Source organism: Helicobacter pullorum (assembly GCF_900638355.1).
GTDB lineage: Bacteria > Campylobacterota > Campylobacteria > Campylobacterales > Helicobacteraceae > Helicobacter_D > Helicobacter_D pullorum.
Map to the genome: position 1 here is coordinate 259463 of NZ_LR134509.1, position 19522 is coordinate 278984.

Annotated in this window: 20 protein-coding genes and 1 tRNA gene; 11 read left to right on the forward strand and 10 right to left on the reverse strand. The window is 34.0% G+C overall.

The features are described from left to right. The first annotated feature begins 6 nt into the window (after positions 1–6). Genes flgC through EL247_RS01290 form a run of 3 tightly spaced genes read left to right on the forward strand, consistent with a single transcriptional unit; the run spans position 7 to position 2604 of the window. Positions 7–507, forward strand: a complete 501-nt coding sequence (gene flgC / locus EL247_RS01280) for a flagellar basal body rod protein FlgC (RefSeq protein WP_005022067.1) — start codon at positions 7–9, stop codon at positions 505–507. A gap of 10 nt (positions 508–517) precedes the next feature. Next, complete coding sequence (gene fliE / locus EL247_RS01285; protein ID WP_126441926.1) at positions 518–835, forward strand: flagellar hook-basal body complex protein FliE; 318 nt, start codon at positions 518–520, stop codon at positions 833–835. Further along, positions 835–2604, forward strand: a complete 1770-nt coding sequence (locus tag EL247_RS01290) for a peptidoglycan D,D-transpeptidase FtsI family protein (protein WP_065826708.1) — start codon at positions 835–837, stop codon at positions 2602–2604. The genes fliE and EL247_RS01290 overlap by 1 nt, the downstream gene beginning before the upstream one ends. A gap of 276 nt (positions 2605–2880) precedes the next feature. Here the strand turns inward: EL247_RS01290 and EL247_RS01295 are convergent. Beyond that, a tRNA-Pro gene (locus EL247_RS01295) sits at positions 2881–2958 on the reverse strand. 130 nt (positions 2959–3088) lie between these two features. Here EL247_RS01295 and EL247_RS01300 point away from each other — a divergent pair. From EL247_RS01300 to corA, 5 genes are all read left to right on the forward strand, one after another. Beyond that, complete coding sequence (locus tag EL247_RS01300) at positions 3089–4144, forward strand: flagellar basal body P-ring protein FlgI (protein ID WP_005022225.1); 1056 nt, start codon at positions 3089–3091, stop codon at positions 4142–4144. 15 nt (positions 4145–4159) lie between these two features. Then, positions 4160–4489: a rod-binding protein gene (locus EL247_RS01305; protein WP_104745495.1), complete on the forward strand. Its 330-nt coding sequence runs from the start codon at positions 4160–4162 to the stop codon at positions 4487–4489. Then, positions 4486–5496: a sensor histidine kinase gene (locus tag EL247_RS01310; RefSeq protein ID WP_054195427.1), complete on the forward strand. Its 1011-nt coding sequence runs from the start codon at positions 4486–4488 to the stop codon at positions 5494–5496. The genes EL247_RS01305 and EL247_RS01310 overlap by 4 nt, the downstream gene beginning before the upstream one ends. Before the next feature lie 67 nt (positions 5497–5563). Continuing rightward, complete coding sequence (locus EL247_RS01315) at positions 5564–6772, forward strand: phosphoglycerate kinase (protein WP_054198229.1); 1209 nt, start codon at positions 5564–5566, stop codon at positions 6770–6772. Positions 6773–6792: 20 nt separating this feature from the next. Further along, positions 6793–7749, forward strand: coding sequence for a magnesium/cobalt transporter CorA (gene corA, locus EL247_RS01320; protein WP_040499924.1), 957 nt, complete (start codon positions 6793–6795; stop codon positions 7747–7749). A gap of 45 nt (positions 7750–7794) precedes the next feature. Here corA and EL247_RS01325 read toward each other — a convergent pair whose 3' ends face one another. From EL247_RS01325 to EL247_RS01355, 7 genes are all read right to left on the reverse strand, one after another. Beyond that, the gene (locus EL247_RS01325) at positions 7795–8763 is read right to left on the reverse strand and encodes a catalase (protein WP_060663042.1); all 969 of its coding nucleotides are present in this window, start codon (positions 8761–8763) and stop codon (positions 7795–7797) included. An 83-nt stretch (positions 8764–8846) separates the two neighbouring features. Then, positions 8847–9971 (reverse strand): 1-deoxy-D-xylulose-5-phosphate reductoisomerase, encoded by a 1125-nt coding sequence (gene dxr, locus EL247_RS01330; protein WP_104745496.1) that lies wholly within the window; start codon positions 9969–9971, stop codon positions 8847–8849. 6 nt (positions 9972–9977) lie between these two features. Beyond that, positions 9978–10760: a phosphatidate cytidylyltransferase gene (locus EL247_RS01335; RefSeq protein WP_005022236.1), complete on the reverse strand. Its 783-nt coding sequence runs from the start codon at positions 10758–10760 to the stop codon at positions 9978–9980. 33 nt (positions 10761–10793) lie between these two features. Further along, positions 10794–11324, reverse strand: coding sequence for a metal-dependent hydrolase (locus EL247_RS01340; protein ID WP_104745497.1), 531 nt, complete (start codon positions 11322–11324; stop codon positions 10794–10796). Positions 11325–11326: 2 nt separating this feature from the next. After that, positions 11327–11779, reverse strand: coding sequence for an rRNA maturation RNase YbeY (ybeY, locus tag EL247_RS01345; protein ID WP_104745498.1), 453 nt, complete (start codon positions 11777–11779; stop codon positions 11327–11329). Continuing rightward, positions 11769–12527, reverse strand: a complete 759-nt coding sequence (locus tag EL247_RS01350) for an exodeoxyribonuclease III (protein ID WP_065827889.1) — start codon at positions 12525–12527, stop codon at positions 11769–11771. Before EL247_RS01350 ends, ybeY begins: the two co-directional genes overlap by 11 nt. 90 nt (positions 12528–12617) lie before the next feature. Next, complete coding sequence (locus EL247_RS01355) at positions 12618–15128, reverse strand: translocation/assembly module TamB domain-containing protein (RefSeq protein WP_104745499.1); 2511 nt, start codon at positions 15126–15128, stop codon at positions 12618–12620. A 199-nt stretch (positions 15129–15327) separates the two neighbouring features. On the opposite strand from EL247_RS01355, the gene EL247_RS01360 reads away from it, so the two are divergent. Together EL247_RS01360 and EL247_RS01365 are read left to right on the forward strand one after the other, a co-directional pair. Beyond that, entirely contained in the window at positions 15328–15537 is a 210-nt protein-coding gene (locus EL247_RS01360) for a hypothetical protein (RefSeq protein WP_104745500.1), read from the forward strand. Positions 15538–15646: 109 nt separating this feature from the next. Next, positions 15647–16930 carry a coproporphyrinogen III oxidase family protein gene (locus tag EL247_RS01365; RefSeq protein ID WP_104745501.1) on the forward strand — a complete coding sequence of 428 codons (1284 nt, stop codon included), beginning with the start codon at positions 15647–15649 and terminating at the stop codon, positions 16928–16930. On the opposite strand, the gene EL247_RS01370 is transcribed toward EL247_RS01365, so the two are convergent. Continuing rightward, a complete protein-coding gene (locus EL247_RS01370) occupies positions 16931–17278 on the reverse strand; it encodes a hypothetical protein (RefSeq protein ID WP_054195437.1) in 348 nt (115 codons plus the stop codon). Between the two features lie 66 nt (positions 17279–17344). On the opposite strand from EL247_RS01370, the gene pseI reads away from it, so the two are divergent. Then, positions 17345–18355, forward strand: a complete 1011-nt coding sequence (pseI, locus tag EL247_RS01375) for a pseudaminic acid synthase (RefSeq protein ID WP_104745502.1) — start codon at positions 17345–17347, stop codon at positions 18353–18355. Here pseI and nhaA read toward each other — a convergent pair. Further along, positions 18333–19514 carry a Na+/H+ antiporter NhaA gene (gene nhaA / locus EL247_RS01380; RefSeq protein WP_005022250.1) on the reverse strand — a complete coding sequence of 394 codons (1182 nt, stop codon included), beginning with the start codon at positions 19512–19514 and terminating at the stop codon, positions 18333–18335. The two genes, pseI and nhaA, sit on opposite strands and share 23 nt — an antisense overlap. Positions 19515–19522: the final 8 nt, after the last annotated feature.

Consider the following 19522-nt stretch of genomic DNA (forward strand, 5'->3'; position numbering starts at 1 on the left):
AATTAAATGTTTTTGTCAAGTTTTGATATTAGCGGTTATGGGCTTTCTGCACAAAGGCAAAGAGTAAATTTAATTTCTAGTAATATTGCTAATGCAAATACAACAAGGACTGATGAGGGAGGTCCATATAGAAGGCGAGAGTTAATACTTAAGGCTTTTAATTTTGATAAAGTTTTGAATCAAAAGTATGAAAACAGCAATAATTTGTTAAAATATGAAGATCCATTAGATGAAATGGATAGTTTTGATGAGCAGAGAGAGCCAAAGCCTACTTTGATGAGTGTTTATGTTGATAAGATTGTGAGAGATGACTCGCAGCCAAAAATGAAATATGAGCCAAGTCATCCTGATGCAAATTCAGAAGGTTATGTCGCTTATCCTAATATCAATCCGGTTGTGGAAATGGCTGATTTGATTGAAGCGACAAAAGCCTATCAAGCCAATGTGGCAGCTTTTCAAAGTGCAAAAAATATGGCAACTACTGCTATTTCTATGTTCCAGGCATAAAGGATTATAAATGGAAATTAACAAATATGGAATAGATCCAGAGAAGCTTAATTCGCAGTTAAAAGATGTCCCAAATCTATCTCCAAACAATAATGCTAATTCTTCAGACAAAACATTTGGCAGTATGCTAAAAGACGCTTTTGATGAAGTAAATATGCACCAAAAGACTTCCGAACAAGCAATGGCAGATATGGCAACGGGGCAAATTAAAGATATTCATCAAGCAGCAATTGCTATTGGGAAAGCAGAAAATAGTATGAAACTTATGTTGGAGGTAAGGAATAAAGCCATTAGTGCTTATAAAGAATTAATTAGAACGCAAATTTAATGAACGATACAAGCTCCAAAAAAGCAGGTAAAATCTTATTAATTTTTTTAATGATTGTAGGGGGCTTTTGTATTTTTTTGGGGACTATTTTTTATCATATTTTCGCAGATAGGAAACTTCCAAATCTTCAAGCCAAACGCATTGAAAGTGCAATTAGAGGCTCTATTTATAGTAGCGATGGATTTTTGTTGGCTTCTAGTAAAAAAGTCTATAAAGCAGTGGTGAATACTTATAATATCGATCCGCAAAAAAAAGAACTTTTCATTAATCTTTTTTCTATTTATAGCAAGATACCAAAACAAGAAATTGCTGAAAAATTGCAAGATAAAGGAAATGTAGTTCTTTCTTATGATATTGATTCAAAAACAGCTAGTTATTTAAAACAACTTAGTATCAAGCTGAATGCTTTAGATGTTTTTCGTGCTTATGAAAATGAGAATGGACATATTTTTAAATACGGGCTTTCTGTGGTGGAGAGTGGAGAGTCAAGGGATTATCTCTATGAAGATACTATGGAGCCTATTTTGGGCTATATTAATAAACAAAATCAAGAAGACATTACAAAGGTTAGCGGAGTTAAGGGGATTGAGAAAAGCTTTAATGAGGAATTAGAGCCTTTGAGTGATTTGTTGATGGTAGGGCAGAGGGATATTGGCTTTAATGTTATTTTGAATAAAGATTCTACTTTCAAAGAGCGTAGTGATGGTTATAATGTAATTTCTAGCATTCCTTTGAAACTTCAAAAAAAGATTGAACAGGTTATTGATGATAGTAGAAAAATTTTGAATGCAAAAGAGATAATAGTCGGAATTATGGAGAGCAAAACAGGCAAAATTATTTCTTTGGCAAGTAGTGCTAGGTTTAATCCCAATGTAATTACCAAAGAAGATTATCCTAATCTCAATGCTAATGCCATTGAATATTCTTATGAGCCCGGTAGTGTGATTAAGCCTATTATTTATTCTATTTTGTTGGATAAAAAGCTTATTGAACCTAGCGAAATTATTCCTCTTGAAAATGGTAGGTATAAACTGCACAATTTTTATATTACTGATACGCATCGGTTGCAAGAGGCTAGTATAGAAGAGATTTTGTTGTATTCAAGTAATATTGGAATGGCAAAGATTGCACAGCGTTTAATGGCAGATGAGTATTATGAAGGTTTGAAGGCTTTTGGATTTGGAGAAAAAAGTGGTATTGACTTGCCCTATGAAAGAGTGGGCGTAATCCCAGATATTCGTCGCTTAAGAAGTGAAGTGTATAGGGCTACTGTTTCTTATGGATATGGGCTTAGGACAACTTTTATGCAAATGCTAAAAGCTTATAACACTATTGTTAATGATGGGGTAGCTTATGAACCTTATTTGGTAGAGTATATTCAAGATTCAAAAGGTGTGCGTTATAAACTTAAGCATCAAATGCCAACGCGAATTTTGAGTGATAAGGTTGCCAATGAAGTAAAAAATACACTGATTAAGGTGGTCACACAAGGGACAGGGCGGACTGCACAGGTAAAGGGGGTAACTATTGGCGGGAAAACAGGGACAGCACATATTGCACAAGGCGGACAATATGTAAGGAAATACAATAGCTCCTTTTTTGGTTTTGTGAGTGATGAAAAAGGCAATGAATATACAATTGGAATCAGCGTTTTTGAACCTAATGAAACAGAAGCTTATTTTGCGTCTATCACTGCTGTGCCTTTGTTTAAAGAGATAGTGGAATTATTGATTAAGGAAAACTATTTGTATCCTCTAAATACTCAATGAAATTGCAACATAAAATAAAGATTAATAGCTTGATACATTGAGAGTGTTTGATTAATCTTGTTTGTGGGCATTTTGGATTGCCTATTGTGAGTGTGTATAATGTATTCTTTTATGTATACCGCAAAATTTTTTATGTATACTATCATATATACTTTTGATATAACATAAAGGCAAATCAATAAGAATCACTAGGAATAGATAGGATAGATAAACATTGTATTTTATGTAGTTTGTGGAATAAATGGAAACAAAAATACAAGGATAGAAAAGTGTAAATGGTCGGAGTAGCGGGATTTGAACCCACGACCTCACCCACCCCAAGGGTGTGCGCTAGCCAGGCTGCGCTATACTCCGCAAATTGTAGTATAATTAAAAATGCAATGTTATCAAAAAATAATTAAAAAATTTTGAAATGAAAAAATATTTTTTGGAATGCTTTTTGCTTTTAGGTATTAAAGATTAGGCTAAATAAGGATATGAAGCTATGAAAAAAGTAATTTATATGGTGTTTGTGCTACTTGCTATGCCTCTTTTTGCGGCTAAAGTAAGTGATTTGGTAAATATTGTTGGTGTAAGGGATAATCAATTAATTGGTTATGGTTTGGTAGTGGGTTTAAATGGAAGTGGAGATAAAACTACTTCAACTTTTACAATGCAATCTATTTCTAATATGTTAGAAAGTGTAAATGTAAAAATTGATCCTAATGATATTCAATCTAAAAATGTTGCTGCAGTTATGGTAACTGCAAAGCTACCCCCATTTGCTAGACAAGGGGATACGATTGATATTTTAGTTTCTAGTATTGGTGATGCAAAATCACTAGAAGGTGGGACATTGCTTCTTACTCCTTTGAGTGGATTAGATGGTAGAATCTATGCTGTGGCACAAGGCGCAGTTGGAATAGGTGGAAAAAACGAAAGAGGTGGGAGTGCTAATCATGCACTTGCTGCAACAATGCCAAATGGAGGAATTGTAGAGAGAGAAGTGGTTTATGATTTGTATAGCAAAGTGAATGCGACTTTGAGTTTAAAAGAGGCAAATTTTCAAAATGCGATGCGAATCCAAACAAGAATCAATGAAACCTTTGGAGCAAATCCAGAGAATAAACCCGTTGCTATGGCAATTGATCCAAGGACTATTAAATTGCAAAGACCTGAAAATTTGAGTATGGTAGAGTTTTTGGCGCGCGTGCAAAATATTGATGTAGATTATGTTAAAGAAAATAAAATTATTATCAATGAACGCACAGGGACGGTGATTGCCGGAATGGGAGTTGAGGTTTCGCCTGTGGTGGTTACCCATAATAATATTACTATCAAAGTTTCTAATGAAGTGGTTAATGATCCAGAAGCGGTAGATATGGGAAGTGGAGCCATTTTTAGCCCACAACAAGCAATGGTTACAAGCCCTAATAATCCGACTATTTCAAGCGTTACAAGGGCATTGCAAAGAATGGGTGCAACACCTAAGGATATGATTGCTATTATTGAAACAATGAAAAAAGCTGGTGCTTTTAATGCAGATTTAGAGATTATCTAAGAGAGGGGGAGTGATATGGAGATTAATTTTAGTGGATTAAGTGGATATTCTAAGGAAATTTTAGAAGCAGCCAAGCAAGCACCAACGATTCAAAAAACAGATAATGATACGCGCTTGAGGGAGCAAACTGATGCGTTTGAAGCACTTATTATTAAAAATATGCTTGATACTGCGTTAAAAATGGATGATTCGCTTTATCCAAAAGCACCCGGACATGATATTTATGAATCAATGTATCGGGATACTCTTTCGCAAACTTTGAGCGGAAGTTTTGGCTTTAGTGAATTGCTTTTTGATTATCTTAAAGATTTGCAAAATCAACAAGGTGCAAAAGGCGTTAAGTGATTGACCAAAATCTATTAGAATCTCTAAGCAGTAGTGATAAAGAATCTTTTGCAAGAGGGCTAAAAGAGCTTATTACTCAAACCTATGAAGTTGAAAAGGAATTTGTTGAATTAAAGGCGCTTTTTGAAGAAGTGTTGGATATTTTGCCAACAGCAGTTTGGGTTTTGGAACAAGAGGGGGAGATATTTTATCAAAATAGCCTTGCTTCAGAGATTCCAGAGATTTTGGAAAAACTAGATTTACAAAATACTAATCGTCAAGAAATTGAAGTAGAATCCAAAGTATATTTGGTGCAAACTAATCAAAAATTAAATAAATATATCATTTCTGCAACAGATATTACACATGAAAAGCGGAGAGAAAGATTGGCTTCAATGGGGCAGATTTCTGCACATTTAGCCCATGAAATACGCAATCCCGTTGGCTCTGTCGCACTTCTTGCTTCCACGCTTCTAAAAAGAGTGGATATTAAAAATAAAACTTTGGTGCTGGAGATTAAAAAATCTATTTGGCGTGTGGAGAGAATTGTAAAGGCAACTTTGCTTTTTTCTAAGGGAGTGCAGATTCACAAGAGTGAGATTATTCCCCAAAATATTCAAAATGAAATTCAAGAATCCCTTAATTATTACACTTACTCTAAGAATATCAATTTTATTTTTAGATTTGATGATGAGGTGTTTGAGGCGGATTTTGATTTATTGTGTATTGTTTTACAAAATTTTCTATTTAATGCTATTGATGCCATTGAAGAGAGTGATGAGGAAGAAGGGGTTGTGGAAATTGAATACCATAAGAATCCAAAAGAGGTGATTTTTAAAATTTATGATAATGGTAAGCCTATTGAAAATCCACAAATACTTTTTGAGCCTTTTAAAAGCACAAAGCTTAAGGGAAATGGTTTGGGGCTTGCACTCTCTTTGCAGATTATTGAAGCACATAATGGGAAGATTAGGCTTTTGGAAGAAAATAAAAAAGGCTTTGAAATTAGATTGCCACAAAATATTTAATGTATTACTCATTATAGATTAAGTCGTTTTTTGCTAGGATTCTTAAACTATCAAAGAAAGGTTAATGATGAGTAAAAATATCCAGATAATGCAAAATGTAAAAAGCGTGCGTGAAATTGATATTAAAGATAAAAGAGTATTAATTAGAGTTGATTTTAATGTGCCAATGGATAGCGAATTAAATATTAGCGATGATACAAGAATACGAGAAGCGATTCCTACAATTAACTATTGTATTGACAATGGTGCAAAATCAATCATACTTGTAAGTCATCTTGGAAGACCAAAGGGCAGAAGCGAAGAGTTTTCACTTAAAGCTATTTTGAAGAGATTAGAGAGACTTCTTGCAAAAGATGTAGTGTTTGTTGATAGTTTGGATAATGCTAAAATAACTCTCAATACCCTTGTAGATGGAAGTATTTTGCTTTTGGAAAATATCCGATTTTATGAGGGAGAAGAAAAAAACGATAGTGAGCTTTCCAAACAATTAGCAGATTTGTGTGATGTATATGTGAATGATGCATTTGGGACTTCTCACCGCAAACATGCTTCTACTTATGGTGTTGCTCAATATGCCAAAGAGAAAGTGGCAGGATTGTTGCTTAAAAAAGAAATTGATTCTTTTGGGATTGCTTTATCTAATCCATTACGCCCTTTGTTGTTGATTGTGGGAGGTTCTAAAGTTTCCTCTAAACTTACTTTGCTGAAATCTATTTTGGAAGTAGTGGATAAGATTATTATTGGTGGAGCGATGAGTAATACATTCCTTAAGGCAGTGGGTTATGATATGAAAGCTTCTTTGGTAGAAGAGGATTTATTAGAGGAAGCAAGAAGTATTTTGCGTACTGCCAAAGAAAAAGGTGTAAAAATCTATTTGCCTGTAGATGTAGTGGCAACAGATAATATTAAAGAGGCTAAGATTATTAAAATCTCTCCTGCTCAAGATATTCCAGATGATTTAATGGCAGTAGATATTGGACCTGCAACAGTAAGGCTGTTTAATGAAGTAATTAGGGATTGTGAGACAATTATATGGAATGGACCTATGGGGGTATATGAGAATCAAAAATTCTCGCGAGGAACATTTAGTGTTTCTCACACCATAGCAGATACTTATGCTTATAGTGTGATTGGTGGGGGAGATACCGCTGATGCAGTGGATAAAGCAGGGGATAAAGATAGTATGAGTTTTACTTCCACAGGAGGTGGAGCGAGTTTGGAATTATTGGAAGGGGAAGTGTTGCCAGCCTTTGAGGTATTAGATAAAAAAGCCTAAGTTTTATAAAAGGGGTTTTGATGTTAAATCTTTTTATCAAACGAAATGGAATGGTTGTTAGGGAAAGTATTCAATCGGTTAAAAGTATTGATATGGAAGCCGATATTTTATGGATTGACCTTTTGCACCCAAATTCTGAAGAGATTGCTTATATTTCTAAAACTTACCTTTTGGACATTCCAACCAAAGAAGAAAGAGAAGAGATTGAAGAATCTGCAAGATATTGGGAGGATAGTGAGACGGTTACGATTAATACTTACTTCCTTACGCGTCCTAATGAAGAAAAGATTTTCCATAATGAAACCATTACTTTTTTGCTAACACACAATATTCTTTTTACTGTGCGTTATAGTGAATTTAAAGTGTTTGATGAGATTCAACAACGCGTTTTAGCAAGTCCAAAAAATTTTGAAGATGGATTTGATTTGATTTCAAAAATTTTTGAATTGCGGGTGGAAAAAGATGCCGATATGCTAGAGGGAATCGCCAAAGAAACGAGGCTATTAAGACGAATGGTAGTTTTTGATAAACAATTAGGCGATGAAATTTTGGAAAAACTTTCAATCTTGCAAGAAATGCACTTGAGTTTGCGGGATAGTTTGTTTGATAAGAGGCTCGCAATTACTGCATTGCTTCGGACAAATAAGGCAGACAATGAAGTAAAAAAGGATTTGGGAATTGTGCTAAAGGATATTAACTCGCTAGTAGAATTTACTAATGTAAATATGAATATTTTGGATAATATCCAAACACTTTTTGCCAGTCAAATTAATATTGAACAAAATAAAATTATCAAGATTTTTACGGTGGTAACTGTGGCGATGATGCCCCCAACACTGATTGCTACTATTTATGGAATGAACTTCACGCATATGCCGGAGTTAGAATGGACTTATGCTTATCCCATTGTGCTTAGTGCGATGATTGTTTCAACGATTTTGCCATTGATTTATTTCAAAAAGAAAAAATGGCTTTAGTGGAATAATCCACTTAAAATTTAAGTGGATTAGAATAGGCGATATTTATTGCCTTTTTCCAAAAGTGATTGCATAAGTGGGTGTTCTAAGATCAAAAAGAGGATCTATAGGTGCTTCTACTCCACTTGGAAGTTCTGATGGGAAATAAACATCTTGATTACACGCTTCACCATCATATTTTTCTACTTTAAGTGTTCCAACTAATAAAGTCTTGTGATCTCCTGTCCATAAAGCGGTTGTATCATCAACTGCATCCCCTTTATTTGGGAATTCAAGATACATTTGATATTCAATGGGTTTGTTTTTCGTGTAAGCAATGAAATCTTCTTTTAAAAAATCTTTAGAAGCACTCTTAAGCTCACTTTGGCTTAAATAGCTAATGCCATCTTTGGGAATAAATTTCCATCTAGCAGGAATAGTTTTGTCTTTTCCTTTTTCTTTGAACCAAAAAGTGTGAATACTATAAAAAGGAGTGTGTTCTAGACTTGAAATGCCAATTTTATCTAAATATGCACTAAAATTTTTATAAGAATCTACATTATTATTGAGATCATCAATGGTTTTTTGATCCATAAGATTTGGAATTTTCATTTCAAAGAATTGTCCAAATTCTTTCGGATTTTTGGCAAAGTTAATTTCGGTATTAAGCATTACCATAGTCCAAGAATCTTCATTTCCCATAAATTTAAGTGCCATACCTCTTTGTTTGCTTTTGTCATCTTGGATAGCACCCCCTAAAGAATATCGAACTTGAACTGGAATGGCTGCTTGATTAAAAAGTGGAATATTTAAATTAGAAAGATTGAAATTTTTGTCAGCAATAAAAGTTGCATTGGCACAAAATCCTTTTTTATGATTCACTCTTGCTTTGCTATCATTTGGATCACCATTGAGTTTGTAGAAAATTTCTGCAATTTTGTCTGGATCATAAATGGTTTCTTGAGCATTAACAAAGGTTCCAAGCAAACAAGTGCTAGCACAAATTGTTAAAACTTTTTTGAAATTTTTAAGCATTGAAAACTCCTTATAATAATAATAATAATAATTTTAGAGATAATAGCATAATTACAGGAAATAAGTAAAGTTTATTTTTTTGGTTAAAGAAGGTTTTGAGCAAATTTTCTCACTTCAAAATCAAGTGCAAAGACTTCATTTAAGGAATTTGGTAGTGTTTGATGAAAATAATCTAGGGTTTTTTGGATGATTGTTACAATCTCTCCAAAAGGAATTGTATGACATAAAAAAGCTTCAACAGCAACTTCATTAGCGGCGTTTAAAATTACGCCTAATTTAGGATTTTCTAAGAGAGAATTTTTGAGATTCCATAGGGGATAGCGTTTGGTGCAGATAGGTTCTAGGGTGTAATTTTGATTTACAAAATTAATACTTGGAATAAGGGGTGAGTGAGAGAAAGATTGTAAAAACTCTTCTTTTAAGCCAAGTCCATAGGTAATGGCATAAGCAATAGGGAGTTGCATATTAGCATTAGCAAAATGCGCTACCACACTTCCATCCCAAAACTCTACTAGTGCGTGAATTTGTGAATTTCGCTCAATATAGGCATCAATATTTTGAGTTTTAAAAAGCCAATGAGCTTCTAGAACTTCAAAGAGTTTATTAACCATAGTTGCTGAATCAATGGTAATTTTTTTGCCCATTTTCCAATTAGGATGTTTGAGTGCGTTGGTGGCATTTTGTAAGGGGATTTCCTCTAAAGGAGTATCTCTAAAAGCACCACCGCTTGCAGTGATATAAAGATTTTTAAACGGACGGATTTGAGAATTAAAATTCATAAGATAAGCAAGACTAAAATGTTCGCTATCAATAGGAATAATTTTGGAAGTGTCGATAAATTCACCCCCAACAACAAGGCTTTCTTTGTTGGCTAAAGCGATAGTTTTGCCAGCGTTGATGGCATACAATGTGGGTTTTAAGCCCAAAAAACCTACAAGAGCATTCACTACTAAGGTGCTTTTAGAATCCAAAATTGCTTCTAAAATACCATTTTCCCCATAGTAGATTTTTCCATTAAAGTGTTTTGTGATTTTTGGAATATCTTGCTTGTTTGCAATTACAATGTTTTTGGGCTTAAATTCTAAGATTTGTTGGTTTAAAAGAGAGATATTTTTGCCTGCACAGAGTGTTTCGATTTCTAAATGGAGTTTTTTTGCAATAATGAGGGTATTTATCCCAATAGAGCCAGTAGAACCAAGAATAATCATTATAATTTACCTTGGGAGCAATGTGAGTGAAATATAAAGAATAATGCCCCCAAAGAAATACCCATCTAATCTATCTAGCATTCCGCCATGTCCGGGAAATAATTTTCCACTATCTTTAACGCCTGCTTGACGCTTAAGATAGCTTTCATAAAGATCTCCAAAGATACTTGCGATACTAGCACAAAGGCTGATGATTAAAGACGAAAGAAAATCGCATACTCCAAGTCCAATGAGCGCGCTAATGATGACAGAAAAAATTACTCCAATTAAAACCCCTTCTTTTGTTTTATTAGGAGAGGTTTTGCAAAATGTGCTATTGCTAAAGAGTTTGCCGCCAAGTAGTTTGCCTCCAAAATAAGCAAAGCTATCTGTTAGAGCAACAATGAAAAGCAACCATACAATGGCATTGATTGTGTATTCTAAGTAGATAAAATACAAAATAATAAAAGGGATTGTGGGATAGATGAAAGGCATTATTTGTTCTAATTTACCCTTGTTGGTATAGGCTTGATAAGAAGCAAGCACAATCAATACAAACAACAAACCATTAAAAGATTGTAGGGTAAAAATGCTTATCCATATTAGCATACACAATAGTAAAAAAATCCAAGAAGGATTCTTTTGGTTATAGAGCTTATAGGATTCATAAAATGCGATGATATAGGCAATCCCTAAAACACTCCAAAGCAAAGAAGGGCTGTGAAATATAACTATCAAAATAATAGCAATAAGCATAAAAAAAGCAGTATAAAGGCGATTTGTTTCAATGGATTTTAAGTTATTGAGCATACTTTTCCTTCTTTATTGTAATGCAAAATTATATCAGAAATAATCTTGTAACACATCACAGGAGCAATAGATAAACACAAAAGCTCCAATTAAGCCGATGAGATAATCAAAAATGCCACCGGTTTTAAAACAAAGTGGCTTAGGGAGGATATGGTAGTTTTTGAGGTTAAATGGCATCAATAAAGGCACGCCACTTGGCGTCATCATATCCCCAACTAAATGCAAAAGGCAACCTAGAATCAATCCCATAATTAGAAATATTGGCAAGATTCCTAAAGAATGGAGTATAAACAATAAAATACCCAAAAACAGCACAAAACAAAGACTATGAGTAAAACCTCTATGCCCAAAAATAAATTTGATGAAGTTAGAAATTCCCATTGTTTTTTTGCCGATAATAGATTGTGGCTCATCAATATCAGGCAGTAATGTCCCAATCCCTACTGCACCATAAAATAACGCTAAATTTTGTGGAGAAAGTAGAGGTTGATGGAATGTTTCTAGTAGATAGATTCCACAAGAGGTTAAACCAAGTCCAAAAGCCAAATGTGTTTTGCCTAACATTGTTATGAATTCCTTGTTATAAGGCTTTTTGGAAGATTAAAAAAGGTGATAATCTCTTCTTCTTTGGTGCGGTGTTCTCCATTGTCAATTTCATGGTCAAATCCTATTAAATGCAAAGCCCCATGGATAAATAATAAAGCAATTTCATCTTCTAATGAATGATTAAGTTTCACACTAGCACTTTTTACAAAATCTAAGGAAATTACAATACTTCCAAGCAAAAGAGAAAATTCAGATTCCAAAGGAAAGGATAGAACATCAGTTGGCATATCTTTGTTCCTATGGGAGCAATTAAGGGCTTGGATAGTCGGATTATCCACGAGTAACAATTCACATTGTTTATTGCATAGATTAGAATCTCTTAGGATTTTTTCTAAGATTTTTTCCAAAAATTCTAAGAAATTTTGATTAGCCTTGTAGTCTGTTTGATTGATAAAATCGATTTTATTGCGCATTGATTTCTAATCCCACAGGGCAGTGATCGCTCCCAAAAATTTCAGGATAAATGCTAGCACTTTTTAATTTAGAATCAAGGGCTTTAGAGCACAAAAAATAGTCAATCCGCCAACCAGTGTTGTTTTCTCGTGCCTTGCCCATATAGCTCCACCAGCTATATGCCCCCTCTAATGTTGGGTGAAAATATCTAAAAGTATCAGTAAATCCAGAATCCAAAAGCACGCTCATTTTTTCGCGTTCTTCATCGGTAAAACCAGCATTTCTGCGATTTGTTTTGGGGTTTTTTAGGTCAATTTCTTTGTGGGCAACATTTAAATCCCCGCAAACAATTACAGGTTTTGTCACTTCAAGATTTTTAAGAAAATTTCTAAAATCATCTTCCCATTCCATTCGATATTCTAATCTCTCTAGCTCTCTTTTGGAGTTTGGTGTATAAACATTGACCAAAAAGAAATCACTGTATTCAGCGGTGATGATTCTACCTTCTTTGTCATGGTGAGATATTCCCATATCATAGGCGACGCTTAGCGGTTTTTTCTTGCTAAAAATTGCCACGCCAGAGTAGCCCTTTTTCTCTGCGCTATTCCAATATTCCTCATAGTTTGGAAAATCAAAAGTGGCTTGTTCTTTTTGCATTTTGGATTCTTGGATGCAAAATACATCAGCATCAATTGTGTTAAAAAAATCCATAAAACCTTTATTCATACATGCTCTAAGTCCATTAACATTCCACGAAATTAATTTCATAATAGTCTCCATATATAATTCAATAAATGTTTTTTGGAATTATGGTTATTTTTCTTTTAAGATTCCATTATGGAATCTTAAAATATGTTTTTAGGGTTGCTTAACAATTCCGTTGTAGAATGGCTCACATTTGCTTTTGGTGTTAGTGATTTTTTCAGCACCTTTTTGGAGTTTTCCAAAGAGAGAAGTGGCAAGATTGACAGCAGTTGAAATTGCAGTTTGGGTAACTTCGATTTTTGGATTTGTAAGAGTGCCTTTGATAGCTTGAGAGAATTTTGCACAATTTTGTTCATCAAGGATTCCTATGGAGAAATTTTCAAAGGCATTATTGTTGAGGTTGATAGCCCCAATAGCTGCAATTCTAGTTTTTTGTGTGGCAAATGCTACATCGCTTGCTTTTGCAACTCCATTTTTTACATCCACTCTTACTTCTAGTTGTTTGATAGCAGTTTTAGTATCTACAAGAGTATTTAATCCAAGCATGCCGACATTGCTACCTTTGGTTGCTGCAATTCCAAGAGGTCCTGCAAGCACAAATGCACCAACATCAAGAAGACTAATTTGATTGCTCTTTTCGAAGTTTTTTGCTAGTCCATCAATATCAATACTATAAATTTCAATATTGCTTCCACTTAGTGTAAATGGACCATTTAGATTTTTGATAATAGTTGGTGCGTCTAATCCTTTGATAGTCAAGTCTGCATTAGCATTGATAATGCCGCCTTTGATAATTTTGCCATTGCCGGTGAAATTTGCAATTTTCTTCACATCAATATTTTCACCTAAAAGTTTGAAGTTTTCATTTTTGAAATCTACCACTAAATTACCAAAATCTTGATTTTGCAAGTATAAAGAAGGTAGGTTGTTTTCAAAGCCAGCTTTGCCTTTAAGTGTCAAAGCACCTTGGAGATTCATAGTAAGTGGGTTAATATTTGCAATATTTGGAGTATTGATGAAAAAATCAGCACTATAAGCATTGTCTTTGAGGTTGGCTTTTCCATTGGTGATTTCTATATTAATGTCTTGTCCGTTGATTTTAACTTCGGCATTGCCAGTGCCATTATTGAAGCGACCATCGCCATTTAAGCTTAAAGTAATATCTTTTTTGAAGTTCATACCACTTAGGGCATTAAGGGTGTTTTTGGCAATTGTAATATCTTGTGAGTAAAGATTGAAATTTCCATTGAAGTTAGAATCTTTAAAATCTTTGAGATTAGCTTTTGCGCTTAAAAATCCCTTTGCATCATAATTAAAGAGTTTTGCTAGTTTTTGGAGATTGAGATTTTGTAAATCTAGTGTGATGGTTTGTGGGGAATAGTTTTCTAGGGTTGCATCAGCACTAAGATTAGAATCAAATAAATCACTTTTTGCTAAAACTTCTAATTTTTTAGAATCGCCTTTGATATTTGCATTGAGGGCATTGTTGTTTGCGAGGTTTAGATTGTTAAACACAAGGGATTCAATATTGCTTTGTAGATTTGCATTTAATGTATAGCTAAGGTTAGTAAGATTGATTTTGCTAACTTTTGCATCGAGGTTAATTGCGCCTTTGGCTTCATAGGGAAGTGAAGCAAAGTTTAGAAGCTCTTTTAAATCCAAATCTTTCGCATTGAGTGTGGCATTTGTGGGTGTATAGTTTGGAATCTCTAAATGTGCTAAAATGGGGTTGGTGATAATGTTTAATGCAAGGGTGGCTTCTTGATTTGCAATGGAGCTGGATTTTAGGTTGAGATTTGCATTTACCGGACTTTTTAGCTCAAAGCCACTTGCGCTAATATTAGATAGCATAAGTTTTAAATCCCCATTAGTTGCATAATCTTTTAGGCTAATGGAGAGGTTTTGTGAATCAAGATTAAGATAGCTAGAATTTGCAGCGATTGTTGCTAGGATATTTTCTTGTTTGGCTTCTCCATTAATGGCAAGTTTAATGGGGTCTGTTGGGAGAGTGATTTCATAATCATTTTTCAAAAGGGCAATGTTTGGCAAAATGGCACTAGAGGCAATTTGGAAGCCCCCTGTGGGTGAGGATAGGTTGGAAATATCTAAATCCGCATTGAGTAGGAGTTTCCCGCTAGCATATTGAGGTTGATTTAAAAAAGTAAGAAGTGATGAGATATTAATGCCTTCTTTACTAGAGATAAAAAGTCTTTTTGGATTGAAGTTTTGTAATGTTATATCAGCATAAATATCGCTATTAAAGGCATTAATATCGGCTTTGGCTGTAAGGATATTTGAATCTTTAACAACATTTCCATTTAAACTTATGCCTCCATTGAGTTTAATTCCAATGAGCTTTTCATAAGGGGCTAAATCTTTAATAATGGCGTTGATCTTTGCTTGAGTATTGAGAGTAAAGAGAGAATATTCTCCCCCAATAGCAATTTGTGATTTTTGTTTGTCAGTAATGCTAAAGGCATACGAATTAGAATTAAGCTTAAAATGCGTGAATTCTAATCCAATAGGCGCTTGTTGATTAGCAATTTCTGTGATTTTGTTTTTGAGAAATTCATTTCCGCTTGCAGAGAATAACCACATTGCAATACCAACAACAATGGCAATAATAAGGACTAAAAAGATTCCCAAGTATTTTAGAAATTTCATAACAATCTTCCTTTTTTGGTTTAAAGTTTCCATAATTCTATACTAATTAATATAATATTTATCTAAAAAAATACCGATAAATATTTTATAATTAAAGTATCTATAAAATAGGTCGATATAAAATTACGAAATTCTTTAATTTTTGTAGATTTAAATTTCAAGAATTTCAAAGGAATTAAAAAACAGAAAGGAGTCTGTTATGGTTTCAGGAATCAATAGTAGTTCTGTGGCAGTAAGTGGAAATTTGAATGTTCTTAAAAAAGCAATGGAAACAGAAGAAGTATTAATGAGTTCAATCATTAATGGTATGCAAAACGCACAAGCAACAATGCAAACTTCCCAAGCTCCCGCACAATCTACACCAGTCTCACAAAGTCAGCCAAGCTCTAAGCTTGACATTATGGCTTAATTTCAAGTGCCTTTGGTGCTTGAAATTTCCTTGCAAATTAATCTAATCTTAAAAAAGAATCTCTACAATTCTTTTTCGCAAAAAAATATTAATGTAAAGATAGAAGTAAATGATACAGCAAAATTTTTCAACCAAAGTTGTTAATTCTATTATGCGTTATGCAACTAATAGATATTTGAGCTTAAAACCATCTCATTTGACAAAACTACCCCCACCTAATCCTAAAAAGGTCAAAGAAAAATCTTATCTTTTGTATATTCATGTGCCATTTTGTATGACATTATGCACTTATTGCTCGTTTAATCGTTTTTTATTCCAAGAGGACAAAGCAAAAGCATATTTTGAATCCCTGCGTAAAGAAATGCTAATGGTAAAAGAGTTGGGATATGATTTTAATGCTATTTATGTTGGGGGTGGGACGACTTCGATTATGCCAGAGGAATTGTGCAAAACTTTGGATTTGGCTAAAAGCCTTTTTGATATTAAAGAAGTCTCTTGTGAATCAGATCCTAATCATATCCATTTAGAAGAATTAGAAATGTTTAAAGGCAGGATTGATAGATTATCTGTAGGGGTGCAAAGTTTTGATGATGGAATATTGAAGAAAGTGGGGCGATATGATAAATTTGGCAGTGGTGAAGAGGTGATTAAAAAGCTGCAAAAAGCAATCGGAGTTTTGCCGATTTTAAATATTGATTTGATTTTTAATTTTCCTAATCAAACGCAAGAAATGTTGGCTAAAGATTTAGAGATTATCAAGGCTTTAAAGCCTGAGCAAGTTACTCTATATCCATTAATGTCTTCGCCTTCTGTAAAGAGTATTTTAAAGCGTTCTATAGGGGAAGTTAGCCTTCAAAATGAAGCACAATTATATGAGCAAATCTTGGAAACTTTGAAGGATGATTTTTCTTCTTTGTCGAGTTGGGCATTTTCTCACAAAGGGAGTGCAATTTTTGATGAATATGTGGTGGATAATGATGAGTATGTGGGGATTGGATCGGGGTCTTTTAGTTTTTTAAATGGGACTTTGTATGTCAATACCTTTTCGCTCAAAGAATATGCACATAAAATCAATAGTGGAAATATGGGAGTTGCAAGGGAGAGGAAATATTCCAAAAAAGCACAGCTTCAATATCGCTTAATGGTGGAGCTTTTTGGAGGCAAAGCAAGTGCTAAGATTTTTAAAGAGAAGTATGATTCAAATTTAGAATGGGATTTGTGGAAAGAGTTGATGTTTTTAAAAATAACGGGGAATATTTACAAAAAAGAGGGCGATTATTATCCAACCACTCAAGGTAAATATTTATTTTTGTCAATGATGAAAGAATTTTATATCGGTATGGATAGGGTGCGTGAAGAATCGCGTGCTATGCTAAAAGAAGAGGATATGTAATTATAAATCAAATGTGGTTTGGTTGGAATCTTGACTTTTTGATTCCCCTCCAAGCATTTCATTGAGATTTTCCATTTGTTTTTGGAGAAGTTCTTTTGTGGTGTTGCTCTCCAAAGTGCTTTTGAATTCATCTATGCTTTCTTGTAAAATTTGATTTTGTTTTTCAATAAATTCTTGTGTTTTGTTGCTATCTAAAAAAGCATCTAGTTTTTTGCCATGTTCTATTAATGTGTCTTTAAGTCCAGAATCTTCTAGTGCATTTTGGAAAGTTTGTGTGCCTTTTTGGGCTAATTCATCACAACCACAAAGAAACAAAATGCAACTGCACATAAAAATAGCTTTTTTCATTAGGCAACCTATCTTGATATTTTTTTGGCTATAATCTTAACAAAAATTTTTAAATGGAAAATTAAAATGCAAAAGAATCGAATTTTTTTAGTAGCAGAGCTTTCTGCCAATCACCATCAAAGCAAGGATATTGCTCTAAAAACAATCAAAGCTGCTAAAGAGAGTGGTGCAGATGCGGTTAAACTGCAAACTTATACGCCAGAATGTTTGACATTAAATTGCAATTCAAAATATTTTCAGATTCAAGGGACTTTGTGGGAAGGGAAGAATTTCTATCAGCTTTATCAAGAAGCAATGACGCCATGGGAGTGGCATAAAGATCTTTTTGAATACGCTAAAGAGTTGGGAATCATTTGCTTTTCAAGCCCATTTAGCAAAGAAGGTGTGGATTTTTTGGAAGAGCTAGAGAATCCAATTTATAAGGTTGCTTCTTTTGAGATTGTGGATTTAGAGTTGATTGAATATATGGCAAAAACCAAAAAGCCAATTATATTATCCAAAGGAATAGCGACAAAAGAAGAGATAAAAGAGGCGCTTGATGTATGCAAAAAAGAAGTAAAAGATATTACTTTGTTGCAATGCACCAGCTCTTATCCTGCTCCATTAAATGAAGCAAATTTATCTTTAATACCTAAAATGCAGAAAGATTTTGGGGTGAAAGTTGGATTATCTGACCACACACTAGGAATCACCGCCTCGATTGTCGCTGCAAGTCTTGGAGCAAAGGTGATTGAGAAGCATTTTATTTTGGATAAAAGGTTAGGCGGTCCTGATAGTGCTTTTAGCATAGAACCACAAGAATTTTCTACAATGGCAAAGGCAGTTAGAGAGGTTGAGGAATTGCTGGGAGTAGAATCTTATGAGTTAAGCCAAAAATCAAAAGAGGGTAGAGTGTTTATGCGATCACTTTTTGTGGTAGAAGATATTGCAAAAGGGGAGAGGATTAAAGAAAATCAAATTCGCTCCATTCGTCCCGGATATGGAATCCCTCCCAAAATGAAATATCAAGTGATAGGTAAAAAAGCCAAAAAAGCTTTAAAAAGAGGAGAACCTCTTAGCTTTGGGGATTGGGAATAGGTTTGGTTTTTGCAAAAAATCGCAAAAAGATAAAGCCAAAAATACCCGAACACAAAGAAGCAATAAGGATAGAGAGATTATCAGCATAGCTAAAAATATCGCTTACTTCATAGGCTAAACCATCAATAAATAAACTCATTGTGAAACCTATGCCTGTCAATATGCAAACCCCATAAAGTTGCCTAAAAGTCGCCCCTTGTGGAAGAGAGGCAAGTTTTGCTTTGATGGCTAGGTATGCAAATAAAAAGACACCAATTTGTTTGCCTACAAAAAGCCCCAAAAAAATACCAATGCTTACACCAGAAAAAAGCAATTCTGGAGTGATTTTAGAGAGATTAACACCAGCATTTGCAAAGGCAAATAAGGGTAAAATAACAAAGGTAAGCCAAAATTTTAGACTTTCATCAATTTCTTTTAAAAAAGGCTCTCCATTTTTGGTTTGCATAGGGATAAAGAATGCTGAAATAATGCCCGCTAAAGTAGCATGAACTCCACTTTTTAGGACGCTAATCCACAAAATTACAGCACAAATAAAATAAAAAGACTTTCTAGTAATATTAAATAAATTGAGTAATAGCATCATGAAAATTGCTATGCTTGATACAATCAAAGCGGCTAAAGAAAGTTCATTAGTATAAAAAAGAGCAATGATTAAAATTGCACCAACATCATCAAAAATTGCTAAGGAAAGAAGGAAGATTTTAAGAGAGCTTGGAATATGCTTCCCGCACATCATCAAAATGGCTAATGCAAAAGCAGTATCAGTGGCAGTAGGGATAGCCCAGCCTTTGAGTGTGTAAGAATCCCCAAAATTTATCAAGGAGAAAATTGCTGCAGGAATGATAATCCCACCCAATGCAGCCACAAAAGGCAAAGTAATATTTTTGGGATTCTTAAAATCGCCATAAACAAACTCTTTTTTGAGTTCTAACCCAATGGCAAAGAAAAAGATTGAAATCAATCCATCATTAACCCATAGCAAAAATGGCTTACTAAGTTCAAAGTTGCCTATATTAAAGCCCATATTGAGATTTAGAAAATCCCTATAATGTATCGCATAAGGACCATTTTGCACAAACAAAGCAAGTGCTGTGCAAATAATAAGCAAAATTCCACCAAAAGCTTCAGTGTGTATAAAATTTTTGAGTTTTAATAGCATAATATATC